Source organism: Sphingomonas sp. Leaf407, assembly GCF_001425385.1.
In the GTDB taxonomy this organism is placed as follows: domain Bacteria; phylum Pseudomonadota; class Alphaproteobacteria; order Sphingomonadales; family Sphingomonadaceae; genus Sphingomonas.
In genome coordinates, this window is sequence record NZ_LMQO01000003.1 from 349,637 (window position 1) to 365,826 (window position 16,190).

Consider the following 16,190-nt stretch of genomic DNA (forward strand, 5'->3'; position numbering starts at 1 on the left):
GCGACAATGTCCGACTCCTTTCTCGACCTTGACCTGCCGGCGGTGCCGGAGGCGGCGCAGCCGTACCGGGTGCTGGCGCGCAAATACCGGCCGCAGACGTTTTCGCAGCTCATCGGCCAGGATGCGATGGTCACGACGCTGGGCAACGCCATCGCGCGCGGGCGCCTCGCCCATGCGTTCCTGCTCACCGGGGTGCGCGGGGTCGGCAAGACGTCGACCGCGCGGCTGATCGCCAAGGCATTGAACTGCATCGGCCCCGACGGGCAGGGCGGGCCGACGATCGATCCGTGCGGGGTGTGCGAGCCGTGCCGCGCGATTGCCGAGGGACGGCATATCGACGTGATCGAGATCGACGCCGCGTCGAACAACGGCGTCGACAGCGTGCGCGAGATGACCGAGGCGGTGCGCTATGCCGCGGTGTCGGCGCGCTTCAAAATCTACATCATCGACGAAGTCCATATGATGTCGACGCCGGCGTTCAACGCGCTGTTGAAGACGCTCGAAGAGCCGCCGGCGCACGTCAAGTTCCTGCTGGCGACGACCGAAGTCCACAAGGTGCCGGTGACGGTGCTGTCGCGCTGTCAGCGGTTCGACCTGCGACGCATCCCGGCGGAATTGCTGGCCGGGCATTTCGCGCATGTCGTCGAGGCCGAGGGGGTCGAGGCCGAGGCGGAAGCGCTGCAACTGATCGCGCGCGCGGCCGAGGGGTCGGCGCGCGATGGCCTCTCGATTCTCGACCAGGCGATCGCGCACGGCGGGCTGGAGGGTGACGGCGTGCGCGCCGATGCGGTGCGGCAGATGCTGGGGCTGTCGGATCGCGGGGCGATCCGCGCGCTGTTCGACCTGTTGTTGCAGAGCGACGCGGCGGGGGCGCTGCGGGCGCTGCGCCAGCAATATGATCTGGGCGTCGATCCGGCGTCGGTGCTGCGCACGCTGCTCGAGACGGTTCACGGCGTCACCATCGTCAAGGTCGGCGGGGATCGCGGGGCGGGCCAGTCGGCCGAGGAGCGCGCGGCGTTCGATGGGTGGAGCGCGCTGTCGTTCCCGATGCTGCACCGGTTGTGGCAGTTGCTGCTGAAGGGGCATGAGGAAGTGTCGCGCGCGGCGCTGCCGATCGAGACGTGCGAGATGGCGCTGCTGCGGATCGTCCATGCCTCGTCGCTGCCCGATCCGGGGGCGCTGGCGAAGCAACTGGCCGCCGGGCAGGTGCCTAGCGTTCCGGCGCCGGTCGCCGCGCCGCCCGAGCCGGTCGCGCCGCCCAGCCCGGAGACGATGGAGGCGGTGGCGCAGTTGCTCTCGAAGCACGGCCGCCATTCGCTCGAGGCGCAGTTCCGCAATTGCGCGCGGATGCTGCGGCTGGAGCCGAACCTGCTGGAGCTGAGCGGGAGCCGGCCGTTGCCGGCGGACTTCGCGCGCGATCTGGAACAGGCGCTAAAAGGGATCACCGGGGTCCATTGGCGCGTGCTGATCGGCGAGGGGGCGGGCGAGGCGACGTTGCGCGAACAGCACGAAGCACGCGCGATGGACGAACGCGCCGCGATCCTCGCCTCGCCGCTGGTGGTGGCGGCGTTCCGGGCGTTTCCCGATGCCGAACTGATCGAATGGAAGAAGGTGGAACGATGAAGAATCTCGACGATATCATGGCGATGGCGCAGAACGTGCAGAACGAACTGACCAAGGCGCAGGCGAACCTCGACACGATCGAGGTCGATGGCCAGTCGGGCGGCGGGCTGGTGAAGGTCCGCGCGTCGGCCAAGGGGCGCATCCTCGGCGTCGACATCGACGATTCGCTGTTGCAGGTATCCGAAAAGCAGATGCTGGAGGACCTGATCGTTGCCGCGTTCAACGACGCGCGGGCGAAGGCGGATGCGGCGAGTTCGACCGAGATGTCGAAGCTGACCAGCGGCCTGCCGCTGCCGCCGGGGTTCAAGCTGCCGTTCTGATGGTTGATCGGTAGGATTGCTCCCCTCCCTGACAAGGGAGGGGTCGGGGGTGGGTTGCTAGGGCAGGTCAGCGTCCGCCTTGGGCCGACCCACCCCCAGCCCCTCCCTGTCAGGGAGGGGAGTTGACTGAGGGCGGCCCGTTTCCGGCGAGGGAGTGGGCCGTTCGTCGTTGCGGACGGTTGATACGCTGCTGGAACAAGCTTCCGGGCGGGCGGTTGTTGCTGCAATCTTTCCGCAACGGAGTTCTTGTCATGGCCGAGGATCGCATCGAGACGACGACGAACGGCGCGCCGCATACCACGATCATCGAACGGCGCGGGTCGGGCGGCGGGTTGCTGATCGGGCTGGCGGTGCTGATCGCGGTGATCGTCGCGGCCTATTTCCTGCTTAATCAGGCGAACAACGACAATGCGCGGACCGGTGCGGTGACATCGGCGGCCAAGAGCGTTGGCGATGCTGCGGACAAGGCCGGCGACGCGGTGGAGCGGGCGACGAAGTAAGCGGTCAGGGTCGATCGACCTTCAGCATTGCCGGCCAGTCTTCATCATTTTCGGCCGCAACAGCCACCCCTTTCGTCACCCCGGACTTGTTCCGGGGTCCACGGCTCGGCAACCGGTGCGCCTTGAGGCTGTATCGACAGCGTTTGCGGCGAGGTGGACCCCGGAAGAAGTCCGGGGTGACGACGCGCGAAGGAATGCCGATCCGCTCAGTTCAGGCAGCCGTCGAAGCCCTGACGGCGGACGACGCCGATGCGGGTTTCGATCGTGCGGGCGTAGCGGCGGGTGAAGCCGGTCGGCGCGATGCCGGCGCGCTTCTTGGGCAGCGGCAGGACGGCGGCGATCTGCGCCGCTTCGCGCGGGGACATGCGCGCGGCGGAATGTTTGAAATAGCGCTGGGTGCCGGCTTCCACGCCGTACGTGCCGATGCCGGTTTCGGCGACGTTGAGATAGACTTCCATGATCCGGCGCTTGCCCCACATCGCCTCGATCAGCACGGTGAACCATGCCTCCAGCCCTTTGCGGAAATAACCGCCGTTCTGCCAGAGGAAGACGTTCTTCGCGGTCTGCTGGCTGATCGTCGAGCCGCCGCGGATGCGCCCGCCGGTCAGGTTGCGGCGCGCGGCGTTGGCGATCGCGGCATAGTCGAAGCCGTTGTGCGCGCAGAAGCGGCTGTCCTCACCAGCGATGACCGCGCGGGCCATGTCGGGATCGATGCTGGACAACGGCCGCCAGCTTTTGGTGACGCCGTGGCCGGTGGGGACATCGCCGAGCATCGTCAGCGTGATCGGCGGCGGGACGAAGCGCAGGATCAGCACCAGCACGACCGATAGCACGACGAAGCCCAGCACGAGCTTGATCGCCCAGCCGAGGAGGCGGCGGTGCCACGTCGTGGCGGCGGGGCGGGAGCGGGGGGCGGTGCGGGCGGCCATGCCATGCTCGCTACGCTTTGGGGGTGGGGGAGGGCAAGGTGGCAACTGCGCGCGGCAGGAGTCGGGAGGGGGTGGGGCGGCGGTCGCGTGGTGTCTTGATGCTTCCCGCGCTTTCGGGGTTCGCTTGCCGGGTGCGTTGGCGGCTTCGACCGCTGCCTGTGCTGACGGTGTGAGGAGCACAGGTCGGCAATTGCGGTCGCGGCTGGAGCCGGGAGGGCATGGGTTATGGATTCCGGCCTTCGCCGGAATGACGGAGGGGGGTGGGGCGACCGTCGGTGGTCGCCCCGATGGGTTACACCGCCGCCAGCATCCGGCGGTCGCCGGCGAGGCGCATCATCGCCTTTTGCAGTTTTTCGAACGCGCGGACCTCGATCTGGCGGACGCGCTCGCGGCTGACGCCGTAGACCTGCGACAACTCCTCAAGCGTCTTGGGATCGTCGGTCAGGCGGCGTTCGGTCAGGATGTGCTTCTCGCGGTCGTTGAGGTCGTCCATCGCCTCGACCAGCATGCCGTGGCGGACGTCGGCCTCCTGCGCCTCGGCGACGACCGAATCCTGCAACGGGCTGTCGTCGGCCAGCCAGTCCTGCCACTGGCTCTCGCCATCCTCGCGCATCGGCACGTTGAGCGACGTGTCGCCGCCCATCGCCATGCGGCGGTTCATCGAGGTGACTTCCTCCTCGGTGACGCCCAAGTCGGTCGCGATCTTGTGGAGATGTTCGGGGCTGAGGTCGCCGTCCTCGAACGCATCGAGCTTCGACTTCATCCGGCGCAGGTTGAAGAACAGTTTCTTCTGCGCGGCGGTGGTGCCCATCTTCACGAGGCTCCACGACCGCAGGATGAATTCCTGGATCGAGGCGCGGATCCACCACATCGCATAGGTGGCGAGGCGGAAGCCGCGATCGGGTTCGAACTTCTTCACGCCCTGCATCAGCCCGATATTGCCTTCGGAGATCAGCTCGCTGACCGGCAGGCCATAGCCGCGATAGCCCATCGCGATCTTGGCGACCAAGCGCAGGTGCGAGGTGACGAGCTGCGCGGCCGCCTCGGGATCGCCATGTTCCTGGAACCGCTTGGCGAGCATATATTCCTGCTCGGGTGCCAGGATCGGAAATTTGCGGATTTCCGACAGATAGCGGTTGAGGCTCGCCTCGCCGCCGAGCGCCGGGATCGTCGCCGGGACGTTGCTGCCAGTTGCCATCGTCTAAACTCCCTTTGTCCCTGTCAGGACGTGCCGCAGTGCGGCGTGTCCGACCTTATACGTGAAGATGCCCCAACAGTTCCTGCATGTCTGCCGGAAGGTCGCTATCGAACGCCAAAGCGTTTTTTAGCACGGGGTGGATGAACCCGAGATGTGCGGCGTGCAACGCCTGCCGCCGGAAGCCAAGGCGCCCCAGCAGCGACTGGAGCGCGGGCCGCCGCCCGGCATAGACCGGATCGCCGAGCAGCGGGTGGCCGATCGACGCCATATGCACCCGCACCTGATGCGTCCGCCCCGTTTCCAGCCGGCATTCGATCAGCGTCGCGTCGCGCAAGGGGCGAAGCGGGCGATAGTGCGTCACCGCATGTTTGGCATGGGGGGCACGAACGATCGCCATCTTCTTGCGATCGTTGGGCGAGCGCGCGAGCGGGGCGTCGACCTTGCCGGTCGAGGTCGTCACCCGCCCCGCGACGACCGCCAGATAGCGGCGATCGATGCTGTGATCCTTGAACTGGCTGGCAAGTCCCTCGTGCGCGGCATCGCTCTTGGCGACGACCAGCAGCCCCGAGGTATCCTTGTCGATGCGGTGGACGATGCCCGGGCGCGCGACGCCGCCGATCCCCGACAATTGCCCCGCGCAATGGTGGAGCAGCGCGTTGACCAGCGTGCCGTCGAGATTGCCGGCGGCGGGATGCACCACCAGCCCGGCAGGTTTGTCGACGACGATCAGGTGATCGTCCTCATAGGCGATCGACAGCGGAATATCCTGCGCCACCGTATCGAGCGGCACGGCGGCGGGAACGGCGATGGTGAAGCTCTGCCCGGCGGCGACCTTGCGCGACGAATCGGTGATCGGGCCGGCATCGCCCGCGACATGGCCCGCCGCCATCAGCGCCTTGATCCGTTCGCGCGACAGGTCGGCGACGACATCGGCCAGCGCCTTGTCGATCCGTTGTCCGTGCAGCCCATCGGGAATGCGTGCGGTGATCGTGGAAACCCCCCGGTCCATCCGTTACGAGATGGGAATGACGCCGATCTTTTCAAGCGAACTGCTCCTCGCCCTGCTGCGCGAGGGGGCGGCGAGTCCGGTCGAGCGCTGCGGTATCCTGCGCGGCCAGGGCGCGCGGATCGTGCGTGCGGACGCGACGGCGAACGTCGCGCCCGACCCGGCGCGGCATTTCGAGATCGATCCCGCCGCGCTGCTGGCGGCGCACCGCGATGCGCGGGGTGGCGGCGCGGCCATCGCCGGCTGGTATCACACCCATCCGGGCGGGCGGCCCGACCCGTCGCCGACCGACGCGGCGCAGGCGGCGGCGGACGGCATGCTGTGGCTGATCGTCGGCCACTGCACCGCCCGGCTGTGGCGCGCGGTGGCGGGCGGGGCGGTGCATGGCCGGTTCGATCCCGTGGCTTTCACGGTCGAACTGCCCAATCGCGTTGAAAAAAAATGTCTGGCGGTCCACATGGAGGATGGCGAACGGACAGTGTCGTTCCGCCCGTCAAGGATTGCACCGCTTTGAGCCTCAGCCCCGCCGATTTCGCCAGCCTGCTGTGTTCGCGGTTGTGCCATGACCTGCTGAGTCCGGTCGGGGCGCTCAACAACGGGCTGGAACTGCTGGCCGACGAGCATGACCCGGACATGCGCGCCCGCTGCCTCGAACTGCTGGCGGACAGCGCGCGGGCATCGGCCAACAAGCTGAAATTCTTTCGCCTCGCGTTCGGTGCGGCGGGCGGCTTTGGCGATTCGATCGACACGCGCGAGGCGAAGGCGGCGATCGAGGGGCTGTTCGTCGACAACCACCGGGTCAAGCTCGGCTGGATGGTCGACGCGCCGTCGCTGCCCAAGCCGGCAGTGAAGGTGCTGCTGAACCTTGCGCTGATCGCGGGCGATGCGCTGGTGCGCGGCGGGCAACTGGACGTGGGCGCCGAGACGGGCGGTGGCGGTGTCGAGATCGTGGTGCGCGCCGACGGGCAGCGCATCGTGCTCGACCCCGAACTGCGCGGCGCGCTGCTGGGCGATGCGGCGATGATGACTCCGCGCGCGGCGGCAGCGTGTCTGGTGCGCGAACTGGTCGAGCAGGGGAATGGCGAGTTGCAGGTGTCGCCGGTCGATTCGCCGGTGCTGTTGTTCGGGGCGTCGTTTCCGCCGCGCTAGACGGGATCGACCTTTAGTTTTGGCGGGGGGGATTTGCCCCCCCCGCGTCATCCCCGCGCAGGCGGGGATCCATACACGCCAACGCCAGTGATGGAATCGCGCCCGTTGCGTCTATGGGTTCCCGCCTGCGCGGGAACGACGAAAAGGCGTAACATCGGCTGAATATCCCGTCCGGCCCAAGGGCCGATCGACATTTGGCATTTCCGGCCGAAACGGCCGCCCCTTTCGTCACCCCGGACTCGTTCCGGGGTCCACGGCTCGGCGATCGGTACGCCTTGAGCCTCGATCGACCGCCTTTGCGGCTAGGTGGACCCCGGAACAGGTCCGGGGTGACGACGCGCGAAGGAATGTCGCGTCCGGCCCACGGCTGCGCTGACCATCGGACCGATTGCGAAACGACGATCGTTTTGCGATGCCTCCTGCGGGGGTGATCTATGAGCGAATCCGGGACAGGCGAAGCCGCGCGGCCATGGTTGCGCGAAATCGGCAGTATCGTGCTCGGCGTCCTGATCGCGCTGGCGATCGGCGAGGTTGCCGACGGGTTGCGCCACCGCGTCAATGCGCGGGCGACGCTGGCGGTGATACGGACCGACCTGGGCCGGAACGGCGTCAGCCTCGAGGAACGGATGATGAAGGGGCGGTGCTACCTGCGCCGCCTCGACGAGCTTCGCGCCGAGCTGGCGGCGGCGCGACGGACGGGCAGGTTGCGGCCGATCGGCGCGATCGGCCGGCCGAACATCCGGCCGTTCTATCAACCGGGCTGGAATACGCTGCTCGGCAGCGGCGAGCTGAACTATCTGCCACGTCGGCAGATCGACGGTATCACGTCGTATTTCAGCATGGTCGAAACCTATGACGAGATGCAACGGGAGGAGCAGTCGGCGTGGGCGAGGCTGCGGGTGCTGGAGAATCGGACGGGGCCGGTCGAAGGCGATCTGATGGCGGAGCTGGAAACGACGATCGAGGAAACCCGTAATCGCTCCGAGATACTGAACGTTACCGCACGGCAGATGTGGATCTTCCAGCACTATCTGGGCGTGGCGACCGATCGGAGCTTTTTCGACAACGGCACCACGGCGGCGATGGCGCGCGCCAGTGTCGTCTGTCAGCCGTTGCAGGTCGCCGCCTCCTAACCCCCTCTTAACGACCCGTCGTCCATGCTGCCCCTTACGAACGGGCGGAGCCGCATGGACGATCTGTTGCAGGAATTCATCGCGGAAACCCGCGAGACGCTGGAGCCGCTGGCCGGCGAGATCGTCGCGTGGGAGGCCGCGCCCGACGATCGCGCTCGGCTGGATGCAATCTTCCGCTTCGTCCATACGGTGAAGGGAAGCTGCGGTTTCCTCGATCTGCCGCGCCTGTCGCGCCTGAGCCATGCCGCCGAGGATGCGCTGTCCGAGGTGCGCGACGGGCGGCGGCGGCCCGACCGGGCGCTGGTCGATGCGGTGCTGGCGATCGTCGACCGGATCGGCGCGCTGGTCGAGGCGATCGATTCGGGTACGTCGCTGGGCGACGGGGACGAGGACCGGCTGATCGCCGCGCTGGCCGAGGGCGGGCCGGCGGTGGTCGAGGTGCCGGTGGCGATGCCGGCGCCCGCCGCCGGGCGGGTGGCGCAGCGCAGCGTGCGGCTGAACGTCGATCTGCTCGAACGCATGATGAGCGGCATGTCCGACATGGTGCTGGTGCGCAACGAACTGGTGCGGCGGCTGCGCGAGATCGACCTCGATCCGCAACTGGAGGCGGCGGTGGAACGGCTGTCGGCGTCGGTCGCCGACATGCGCGATGCCGTCACCCGGACGCGGATGCAGAAGATCGAGACGCTGTTCTCGGCATTGCCGCGCATGGTGCGCGATACCGCCGCGACGCTGGGCAAGGCGGTGACGCTGACGATCGACGGCAGCGACGTCGAACTCGACCGCGAGATGATCGAAGTGATGCGCGATCCGCTGCTGCATGTCGTGCGCAACGCGATCGACCATGGCATCGAGGCGCCGGCGGAGCGCCGCGCGGCGGGCAAGCGCGAGGCCGGCCGGCTGCATATCGTCGCGCGCCAGTCGGGCAACCAGATCATCGTCGAGATCGCCGACGACGGGCGCGGGATCGATACCGAGGCGCTGGTCCGCAAGGCGGTGCGCGGCGGGCGGAGCGAGGCGGAACTGCGCGCACTGTCCGAGCGCGAACGCTGCGAACTGGTGTTCGCGCCCGGATTGTCGTCGCGCGACGTCGTGACCGAGATTTCGGGACGCGGCGTCGGCATGGACGTGGTCAAGGCGTCGGTCGACCAGATCGGCGGGCGCATCACCCTCGACAACATGCCCGGACGGGGCTTGCGCATCGTGATGCAGGTGCCGCTGACCCTGTCGATCGTGTCGACGATCATCGTGACGGCGGGCGGCCATCATTTCGCGATTCCCCGGCAGGCGATCAGCGAGATCGTGAGCCAGCGTGGGCGCAATATCCGGGTCGACACCGTCGGCGGCACGCGGGTGGCGGCGGTGCGCGACCGGCGGATGGCGGTGGTCGACCTGTGCGAGCTGATCGGCGCGGACAGCACCATCGCGCCGGGTGCGCAGATGCTGGTGGTGGTCGGCATCGGCGGCGGCGACTTCGCGCTGGCGGTCGATCAGGTGTGCGATACCGAGGAACTGGTGGTGCGGCCGGCCTGTCCCTCGGTGATGGCGTGCGGCCTGTATGCCGGGCAGACGCTGCCCGATACCGGCCAGCCGATGCTGCTGCTCGACTGCGCCGGCGCGGCGCAACTGGCCGGGCTGCGCTTCGACGATACGCTGCGGCAGGCGGCGGTCGAGGAAGCGGTCGTGGAGCCGGGGATCGCCGCGCTGCTGTTCGAGGATCTCGACGGACAGCGGCGCGTGTTGCCGCTGGCGGCGATCGACCGGATCGAGAAGGTGCCGCGCGACGCGCTGCGCCAGAGCGCGGGACGGTTGCGGATGACGATCGACGGGCGGATCGTGCCGGTCGAGGCGATGGGGCCATGCGACGGGACCGGGCCGGTCGAGGTGCTGCGGCTGACCGACGGCGCGATCGAGGTGGCCTATGCGATCCGCGAGGCGATCGACATCGTGACGCTGCCGGCGGAGATGGTGCCGGCGCGACAGGCGGGGCCGATCGCGGGCGTGGTGATGCTGGACGGCGACCAGACCGAGCAGGTCGACGTGCTGTGGCTGTTCGAGCAGCATGCCGAAGGCAGCATGGCGGCGCGGGCGGCGCGGCCGACCTGCCTGCTGAGCGATGGCGGCGGATGGATGGCGACGTTCTTGCGCCCGATGCTGGAACAGGCGGGATACCGCACGATCGACCGCGCGGAGAGCGATGCCCCGCCGGCGATCGTGCTGGCGCAGGCGGGCGATGCGCATGTCGCGTCGGGTGGCGCACCGGTGGTGCGGCTGCGCGAGGCACTGGCCGACAGCGGCGATGGCAGCATCTATCGCTACGACCGCGAAGGCGTGTTGCGCGCGGTGCGCATGGCGGTGGGGGAATGACGATGGTCGAACTGCTGCTGATGGCGACGATCGATGGACAGGCGGTGGCGATCCGGTCCGATCAGGTGGAATCGGTGGTCGACATCGGCACGGTCACGCCGGTGCCGCTGGCAAGGCGGGCGGTGCGCGGGCTGGCGGCGCTGCGCAGCCGGGTGGTGACGGTGATCGATACCGGCGTCGCGCTGGACGAGGCGATCACCCCGCCGCCGCGTCGTCGCGCGGTGGTGACGCGGGTCGACGGGCATCATTACGCGCTGCTGGTCGATGCGCTGGACGACGTGCTGGAGTTCGAGGTGCAGCCGCTCACCCCCGGGCTGGTGCTGTGCCCGCGCTGGGCGGCGGTGGCGGACGGCATGATCGAGCGTGGCGACACGCCGGTATTGATCGTCGACCTGCCCGCCATCGTCGCGCGGGTGACGGGTGAAGGGCGGATCGCTGCGTAGCATTTCGTATCCGGCGCTTAACGCGACGCTTACGAAGTTCGGCCATGGTGACGGCGTGATAGTGGTAGAGGGTATCCGATGAAGAGCTGCCTGGTCGTCGATGACTCGAAGGTGATCCGCAAGGTCGCGCGCCATATCCTCGAGACGCTCGACTTCGAGGTGCGCGAGGCGGCGGACGGGCGCGAGGCGCTGGCCTGCTGCACCGAGCGTTCGCCCGACGTGATCCTGCTCGACTGGAACATGCCGGTGATGAGCGGCATGGATTTCCTGCGCGCGCTGCGCCAGAGCGAGGGCGGCGACCGGCCAAAGGTGGTGTTCTGCACGACCGAGAACGGCATGGCCTATATCCGTGCCGCGATCGAGGCGGGGGCCGACGAATATGTCATGAAGCCGTTCGACCGCGAAACGCTGGAGAGCAAGCTCCAGATCGTCGGCGTTTCGTAAGGCGCCGGTCGGAATGGCCCGGTGATGGCGCTGGCCCGACCTTCGAGTGATACCGTGACGCACCATGACGTGCGGGTGATGGTGATCGACGATTCAGTGGTCACGCGGGTGATCGTCGCCCGGATCATCGATGCGATGGCGGGGCATGCGGTGGTCGCGGCGGTCGGCGGGATCGGCGCGGCGCTGGCGGTGCTGGCGCGTGAGCGGATCGACGTGATCCTGCTCGACCTGAACCTGCCCGGGATCGACGGGCTGTCGGGGTTGCCGACGCTGGCGGCACTGGCCCCGCAGGCGGCGATCCTGGTGCTGTCGGCGACGTGCGACGACGGATCGGCGGCGGCATTGCACGCCCGGTCGCTGGGCGCGGTGGCGACGATCGCCAAGCCCGCCTCCTCGGCGATGGTCGGGCGGTTCGCCGAACGGTTGCAGACGGCGGTGGTCGATGCCGTGCAGTCGCCGGGCCCTGCCGCCCGGGATGCGTGGGACGTCATCGCGATCGGCGCGTCGACCGGCGGCATCCACGCGCTCGCCCCGTTGCTGGCGGCGATCCCGGCCGAGTGCGACGTGCCGATGTTGCTGACGCAGCATCTGCCGGCATCGTTCACCGGCTATTTCGCCGGGCAACTGGCGCGGCTGGCGCGGCGACCGGTGGATGTCGGGGCCGACAGCCTGCGCATCCGGCGCGGACGGATGGTGCTGGCACCGGGCGATGCGCATCTGCGGGTGGTGGCGACGACCGACGGCGCGGCGATCCGGCTCGACCGGACCCCGGCGGCGAGCGGTTGCCTGCCCTCGGTCGATCCGATGTTCGAATCGGTCGCGCGGGTCTATGGCGCGCGCGCGCTGGTGGTGGTGCTGTCGGGCATGGGGCGCGACGGGTGCCGGGGCGCGGCGCAGGTGAAGGCGCACGGCGGCGCGGTGGCGGCGCAGGAGCGGCAGTCCTCGGTCGTCTGGGGAATGCCGGGCGCGGTGGTCGAGGCGGGGCTGGCCACGACGATCGGGACGCCCGAACAACTGGGCGCGTTCATCGCCAGGGGGCGGCGGCCGGCATGACGATGGCGCTGCCCCTCGCCCCGCGCGGATCGGCGGTCGCGACGATCGTCGCGCTGCTGGAGGCGCGCACCGGGCAGCAGCTCGACGCCGGGCGGACATGGCGGATCGACAGCGCGCTGCAACCGATGCTGCGCGAACGCGGCCTCGCCACGCTCGACGAACTGGTCGCGCGGATGTCGGCGGACACCGAACGCGGTCTGGGCGACGCGGTGGTCGATGCGCTGCTCAACCAGGAAACGTCGTTCTTCCGCGATGCCGGCGTGCTCGAACTGGTCGCCGGGGCGGCGGGCGACATGATGCGCGAGACGCCGGATCGCAAGGTGCGGCTGTGGTCGGCGGCCTGTTCGACCGGGCAGGAGCCGCTGTCGCTGGCGATGCTGTTCCACGAGCATCATCTGGCGAGCGGGCAGGCGATCCCCGAAATCCGCGCGACCGATATTTCGGCACGCGCGCTGCGGCGCGCGCGCGACGCGCGCTATACCCAGTTCGAGGTGCAGCGCGGCCTGCCGATCCGGCGGCTGATGACATGGTTCGACCAGCGCGGCGAGCTGTGGGAAGCGAAGGCGGAGTTGCGCTATCGCATATTGTACTCGCAACAAAATCTGATCGCCGAGCCGCCGATGGCCGGGCGGTTCGACATCATCCTGTGTCGCAACCTGTTGATGTACCTGTCGCCGCCGATGCGACGGCGGGTGCTCGACCGGATCGCCTGTTCGCTGCGGCCCGGCGGCGTGCTGGTGCTGGGCGCGGGCGAGACGGTGATCGGGCATTGCGACGCGCTGGTCCCGTCCGAGCGGTATCGCGGACTCTATCGACCGGCGCTGCGGTAGCGGCCAATCCTGTTGCGTTTCGCGCGGTCCCGCCGCAAGCCAGATGCGAAGCGTGATGGAGGGTGCGGGCAAGTGGACTGGATCGAGACGCCGTCGCCCAATTTCAACGAACGGCGGCTGCCGGTGACGATGCTGGTGCTGCATTATACCGGCATGATCGATGCGGCGTCGGCGATCGCGCGGCTGACCGATCCGAACGCCGAAGTGTCGGCGCATTATGTGATCGAGGAGGATGGCTGCATCCACCGGCTGGTGGCCGAGGACAAGCGCGCGTGGCATGCGGGCAAGTCGCACTGGCGCGGCATCACCGACGTGAACAGCGCGTCGATCGGCATCGAACTGGTCAATCCCGGGCATGAATGGGGCTATCGCGCCTTTCCCGATGCGCAGATAGGCGCGCTGATCCCGCTGCTCCACGCGATCAAGGAACGGCACGGCATCACCCGTGGCAATGTCGTCGGCCATTCGGACATCGCGCCGGCGCGCAAAGATGATCCGGGCGAGTTGTTCCCGTGGGGGAAGCTGGCGCGATTGCGCCTTGCGCTGCCACGTCCGGCCAAGGGGCTGATGGACCCCGGCTGGAGCGACGCGGGATTCCTGCTGGCGCTCGAACGCTTCGGCTATGACGTGACCGACGAGGTGGCGGCAGTGACGGCGTTCCAGCGGCGCTTTCGCCCCGAGGTGATCGACGGGGTGGTCGACGGCGAATGCCGCATGCTCCTGCTCGCGCTGTTGTTGCCCAAGCCGCAAGGCGACGATTGAATCGCGCCGGCCGATTGGCTAGGGGCGGCTGCGTCAGAGGGTCGGGCGGCCGCGCTGCGCTTCGTGCGTATCGAGGAAAGTCCGGGCTCCACGGAAACAACGGTGCCGGGTAACGCCCGGCGGGCGGATCGCTTCGGCGATACGTTCAGGGACAGTGCCACAGAGAGCAGACGGCCTTTGGCTTCGGCCGGGTTACGGTGAAAGGGTGCGGTAAGAGCGCACCGCGCGGACGGTAACGGACGCGGCATGGCAAACCCCACCGGGAGCAAGACCGAATAGGGGCGGCATGGAGCGCGGCAACGCGCTTCGGGGCATGTTCCGGCCCGCTGCCCGGGTTGGTTGCTGGAGGCGCCACGCAAGTGTCGCCCGAGAGGAATGGTCGCCTATCCCGCTTCGGCGGGTGGACAGAACCCGGCTTACAGACCCTCTGACACTGGTTTTGATCCGCCTGACGGCGGATGCGGTGCCGGCCCGCTCCCCCTCCCGGCCACCCATCAAGGATACGCTGTGGGTGGCCGGGAGGCACATCACCCGCAATGGGTTGCGCCGGGCGGCGCAGGGCCTATTTCGGCAGGCCATGGCACGGCACACACGATCGAACGACTGGGGTTTTCCCCGCTGGCGCGGCTATACCGCCGGGCGCGAGGCGCAGCCGGTGCGGCTGTGCGACCGGCACGGCTGCGAGGCGCCGGGCGACCGGCCCGCGCCCAAATCGCCCAACAGCCCCGACCGCTGGTATTTCTGCGAAACGCACGCCGCCGAATATAATAAGGGCTGGAACTACTTCGAGGGGCTGAACGAGGAAGAGGCCAAGGCCCGCGAGGCGGACGAGCGGCGGACCGCCAACGGCTATGCCGCGTCGGCGTCGAACGCCTGGGCCGGATCGGGCGACGGCAGCCGATCGCGCGACGAGATGCGCGCGCTCGACGTGCTGGAGTGCGATCCCGACGCCGATTTCGACACGATCCGCCTGGCATGGCGCAAGCTGGCCAAGGTGTATCACCCCGATGTGCGGCCGGGCGATGCCGAGGCGGCGAAGCAGTTCCACGCGATTCAGGCGGCGTATGACGTGCTGCGCGTCGCCGAGGAACGGCGGAGCTGGAAGCCGGCATGAAGCGTGACGTCCGCTCGCGCTGGCAGAAGGCGGTGCTGGTGTGCGCGAAATGCTCGAAGAAGCTCGACGCCGGTTTCGGCGATGACGGCAAGCCGCTGGCCAAGGCGCTGCGCCGGCACCTGAAGCTGAAGAACGGGCCGAAGGCGGCGGCGGGCGTGGTCGAGGTCAAGTGCCTCGACGTGTGTCCCAAGGGCGCGGTGGTCGTGGTCGACAGCGCGGCCCCGGGCGAATGGCTGCTGGTGCGGCCGGGCGACGACCTGGACACGGTAGCGGCGCGGCTGGGGATGGGGCGGTAGGCGTTCAGTCGTCGAAGGGAAGCGGCAGGTCGGTGCCGCCGCCGACCCCGAACAGCGCCTGCACCGCTTCGTTGACGTCGATCTGGTCGCGACGTTCGCGTAAAGGACATTCGCCTTCGCGAGTCGCGGTGATCTGCCAGCGCGCGCCGGCCTGTCGTGCAGGGTTCCACCCCGGACCGCCGCCACGATCTACCCCGGTCTGCTCCATCTCCACCATATAGACCAATCGGATACGGCGTTCGTCATATTGCCCGGTCAGCGTGAGGCTGCTCGTCGAACTGCTGCTGGTCGCCAAGGCGCTGGGTGGCGGGCGGCTGTTGCTGCAACTGCGCCGGCCGTCGATCCGGCCGTTGCCGAACGCGAGCCTCATCCGGTTGCAATGGTCGCCCATCGGCATCGGGCTGGTCTCGCTCGCCGCGCGGCGCAGCATCGCCTCGATCGCGCCCGAGGGGAGGCATTGGGTGAAGTTCATCGGCTGCGCACCGACTCCCCCACCGCCGAGCAACAGTGTGGCGCTGCGCCGGAAGCGCCACAGGCCGCCGCGCATCGTCGGGGTACTGCCGGTGACGACGATGTCGGGCTGTTCGCCGGTCACGACGATGTCGGGACCGTCGGGCGCGCGAGGCGTCGGCGGTGGTGTGGCGGGCTGGCGTGCGCCGGGATCGGCGAGCATCGCCGCCTCCGCCGCATCGTCGAGCGAGTCGATACGGCCGGCGATGCAGGCCTTTGCCTCGTCGACTTCCCGGTGCCCCGATTTCACGCAGGCGCGCAGGATCGCGCACATGATGCGGTCGATCCGGTCGTCGCCGCTCGAAATATCGATGTCGCAGGTGCGGACCCAGCGTCCGTTCGTCGCATACCGGATGCGGACCTTGCGCAGCTTGCGGGCGATGACGACGATGTCGGGGCCGTCGATCGCCGGTTCCTGCTGCGCCGGCTGCGGGGCATGGGCGGCGGGCGGGACAATGCCCATGCCGGCGGCGGCGAGCAGTCCGGTCCAGCGCAGTCCCACCAGCATCCACG

The 16,190-nt window shown here is 68.7% G+C and carries 18 protein-coding genes and 1 other RNA gene; 15 read left to right on the forward strand and 4 right to left on the reverse strand.

Annotation, left to right across the window (positions count from 1 at the left end):
- The first annotated feature begins 6 nt into the window (after nt 1–6).
- The 3 genes from ASG37_RS11035 (at nt 7) to ASG37_RS11045 (ending at nt 2,443) form a co-directional block, all read left to right on the forward strand.
- Nucleotides 7–1,623, forward strand: coding sequence for a DNA polymerase III subunit gamma/tau (locus ASG37_RS11035; protein ID WP_055759702.1), 1,617 nt, complete (start codon nt 7–9; stop codon nt 1,621–1,623).
- The gene (locus tag ASG37_RS11040; RefSeq protein WP_055759705.1) at nt 1,620–1,943 is read left to right on the forward strand and encodes a YbaB/EbfC family nucleoid-associated protein; all 324 of its coding nucleotides are present in this window, start codon (nt 1,620–1,622) and stop codon (nt 1,941–1,943) included. Before ASG37_RS11035 ends, ASG37_RS11040 begins: the two co-directional genes overlap by 4 nt.
- 251 nt (nt 1,944–2,194) lie before the next feature.
- Complete coding sequence (locus ASG37_RS11045) at nt 2,195–2,443, forward strand: hypothetical protein (protein WP_055759708.1); 249 nt, start codon at nt 2,195–2,197, stop codon at nt 2,441–2,443.
- Between the two features lie 206 nt (nt 2,444–2,649).
- On the opposite strand, the gene mtgA is transcribed toward ASG37_RS11045, so the two are convergent.
- The 3 genes from mtgA to ASG37_RS11060 form a co-directional block, all read right to left on the reverse strand.
- A complete protein-coding gene (gene mtgA, locus ASG37_RS11050) occupies nt 2,650–3,372 on the reverse strand; it encodes a monofunctional biosynthetic peptidoglycan transglycosylase (protein WP_055759713.1) in 723 nt (240 codons plus the stop codon).
- Nucleotides 3,373–3,664: 292 nt separating this feature from the next.
- Entirely contained in the window at nt 3,665–4,570 is a 906-nt protein-coding gene (gene rpoH, locus ASG37_RS11055) for an RNA polymerase sigma factor RpoH (protein WP_055759716.1), read from the reverse strand.
- 55 nt (nt 4,571–4,625) lie between these two features.
- Entirely contained in the window at nt 4,626–5,579 is a 954-nt protein-coding gene (locus tag ASG37_RS11060) for an RluA family pseudouridine synthase (protein WP_055759719.1), read from the reverse strand.
- 16 nt (nt 5,580–5,595) lie between these two features.
- Between ASG37_RS11060 and ASG37_RS11065 the strand changes: the two genes are divergently transcribed.
- The 12 genes from ASG37_RS11065 to ASG37_RS11115 all read left to right on the forward strand — a co-directional run bounded on the left by ASG37_RS11065 (nt 5,596) and on the right by ASG37_RS11115 (nt 15,167).
- Nucleotides 5,596–6,090 (forward strand): Mov34/MPN/PAD-1 family protein, encoded by a 495-nt coding sequence (locus tag ASG37_RS11065; RefSeq protein WP_082448252.1) that lies wholly within the window; start codon nt 5,596–5,598, stop codon nt 6,088–6,090.
- Entirely contained in the window at nt 6,087–6,725 is a 639-nt protein-coding gene (locus ASG37_RS11070; protein ID WP_055759724.1) for a histidine phosphotransferase family protein, read from the forward strand. Before ASG37_RS11065 ends, ASG37_RS11070 begins: the two co-directional genes overlap by 4 nt.
- A 434-nt stretch (nt 6,726–7,159) precedes the next feature.
- Entirely contained in the window at nt 7,160–7,858 is a 699-nt protein-coding gene (locus ASG37_RS11075) for a hypothetical protein (RefSeq protein ID WP_055759727.1), read from the forward strand.
- A gap of 54 nt (nt 7,859–7,912) precedes the next feature.
- Nucleotides 7,913–10,225 carry a chemotaxis protein CheA gene (locus tag ASG37_RS11080; RefSeq protein ID WP_055759730.1) on the forward strand — a complete coding sequence of 771 codons (2,313 nt, stop codon included), beginning with the start codon at nt 7,913–7,915 and terminating at the stop codon, nt 10,223–10,225.
- On the forward strand, nt 10,222–10,668 hold the full coding sequence (locus tag ASG37_RS11085; protein WP_321163096.1) for a CheW domain-containing protein: 447 nt from the start codon (nt 10,222–10,224) through the stop codon (nt 10,666–10,668). Before ASG37_RS11080 ends, ASG37_RS11085 begins: the two co-directional genes overlap by 4 nt.
- Nucleotides 10,669–10,746: 78 nt before the next feature.
- Entirely contained in the window at nt 10,747–11,112 is a 366-nt protein-coding gene (locus ASG37_RS11090; RefSeq protein ID WP_055759733.1) for a response regulator, read from the forward strand.
- A gap of 54 nt (nt 11,113–11,166) precedes the next feature.
- Entirely contained in the window at nt 11,167–12,165 is a 999-nt protein-coding gene (locus tag ASG37_RS11095) for a chemotaxis protein CheB (protein WP_235525188.1), read from the forward strand.
- A complete protein-coding gene (locus ASG37_RS11100; protein ID WP_156349125.1) occupies nt 12,162–12,995 on the forward strand; it encodes a CheR family methyltransferase in 834 nt (277 codons plus the stop codon). The genes ASG37_RS11095 and ASG37_RS11100 overlap by 4 nt, the downstream gene beginning before the upstream one ends.
- A 129-nt stretch (nt 12,996–13,124) precedes the next feature.
- Nucleotides 13,125–13,757 (forward strand): N-acetylmuramoyl-L-alanine amidase, encoded by a 633-nt coding sequence (locus ASG37_RS11105; RefSeq protein ID WP_082448305.1) that lies wholly within the window; start codon nt 13,125–13,127, stop codon nt 13,755–13,757.
- A gap of 33 nt (nt 13,758–13,790) precedes the next feature.
- An RNA gene (rnpB, locus tag ASG37_RS12395) (RNase P RNA component class A) lies at nt 13,791–14,192 on the forward strand.
- A gap of 142 nt (nt 14,193–14,334) precedes the next feature.
- Complete coding sequence (locus ASG37_RS11110; protein WP_055759745.1) at nt 14,335–14,871, forward strand: J domain-containing protein; 537 nt, start codon at nt 14,335–14,337, stop codon at nt 14,869–14,871.
- A complete protein-coding gene (locus ASG37_RS11115; RefSeq protein WP_055759748.1) occupies nt 14,868–15,167 on the forward strand; it encodes a hypothetical protein in 300 nt (99 codons plus the stop codon). The genes ASG37_RS11110 and ASG37_RS11115 overlap by 4 nt, the downstream gene beginning before the upstream one ends.
- Nucleotides 15,168–15,171: 4 nt before the next feature.
- Here ASG37_RS11115 and ASG37_RS11120 read toward each other — a convergent pair whose 3' ends face one another.
- Nucleotides 15,172–16,185, reverse strand: a complete 1,014-nt coding sequence (locus ASG37_RS11120) for a hypothetical protein (RefSeq protein WP_055759751.1) — start codon at nt 16,183–16,185, stop codon at nt 15,172–15,174.
- Between the last annotated feature and the right edge of the window lie 5 nt (nt 16,186–16,190).

Bases quoted from the DNA above. Each gene is read 5' to 3' on its own strand.
- ASG37_RS11035 (WP_055759702.1), top strand. From the start codon at position 7: ATGTCCGACTCCTTTCTCGACCTTGACCTGCCGGCGGTGCCGGAGGCG.
- ASG37_RS11040 (WP_055759705.1), top strand. From the start codon at position 1,620: ATGAAGAATCTCGACGATATCATGGCGATGGCGCAGAACGTGCAGAAC.
- ASG37_RS11045 (WP_055759708.1), top strand. From the start codon at position 2,195: ATGGCCGAGGATCGCATCGAGACGACGACGAACGGCGCGCCGCATACC.
- mtgA (WP_055759713.1), bottom strand. From the start codon at position 3,372: ATGGCCGCCCGCACCGCCCCCCGCTCCCGCCCCGCCGCCACGACGTGG.
- rpoH (WP_055759716.1), bottom strand. From the start codon at position 4,570: ATGGCAACTGGCAGCAACGTCCCGGCGACGATCCCGGCGCTCGGCGGC.
- ASG37_RS11060 (WP_055759719.1), bottom strand. From the start codon at position 5,579: ATGGACCGGGGGGTTTCCACGATCACCGCACGCATTCCCGATGGGCTG.
- ASG37_RS11065 (WP_082448252.1), top strand. From the start codon at position 5,596: ATGACGCCGATCTTTTCAAGCGAACTGCTCCTCGCCCTGCTGCGCGAG.
- ASG37_RS11075 (WP_055759727.1), top strand. From the start codon at position 7,160: ATGAGCGAATCCGGGACAGGCGAAGCCGCGCGGCCATGGTTGCGCGAA.
- ASG37_RS11080 (WP_055759730.1), top strand. From the start codon at position 7,913: ATGGACGATCTGTTGCAGGAATTCATCGCGGAAACCCGCGAGACGCTG.
- ASG37_RS11085 (WP_321163096.1), top strand. From the start codon at position 10,222: ATGACGATGGTCGAACTGCTGCTGATGGCGACGATCGATGGACAGGCG.
- ASG37_RS11090 (WP_055759733.1), top strand. From the start codon at position 10,747: ATGAAGAGCTGCCTGGTCGTCGATGACTCGAAGGTGATCCGCAAGGTC.
- ASG37_RS11100 (WP_156349125.1), top strand. From the start codon at position 12,162: ATGACGATGGCGCTGCCCCTCGCCCCGCGCGGATCGGCGGTCGCGACG.
- ASG37_RS11105 (WP_082448305.1), top strand. From the start codon at position 13,125: ATGCTGGTGCTGCATTATACCGGCATGATCGATGCGGCGTCGGCGATC.
- ASG37_RS11110 (WP_055759745.1), top strand. From the start codon at position 14,335: ATGGCACGGCACACACGATCGAACGACTGGGGTTTTCCCCGCTGGCGC.
- ASG37_RS11115 (WP_055759748.1), top strand. From the start codon at position 14,868: ATGAAGCGTGACGTCCGCTCGCGCTGGCAGAAGGCGGTGCTGGTGTGC.
- ASG37_RS11120 (WP_055759751.1), bottom strand. From the start codon at position 16,185: ATGCTGGTGGGACTGCGCTGGACCGGACTGCTCGCCGCCGCCGGCATG.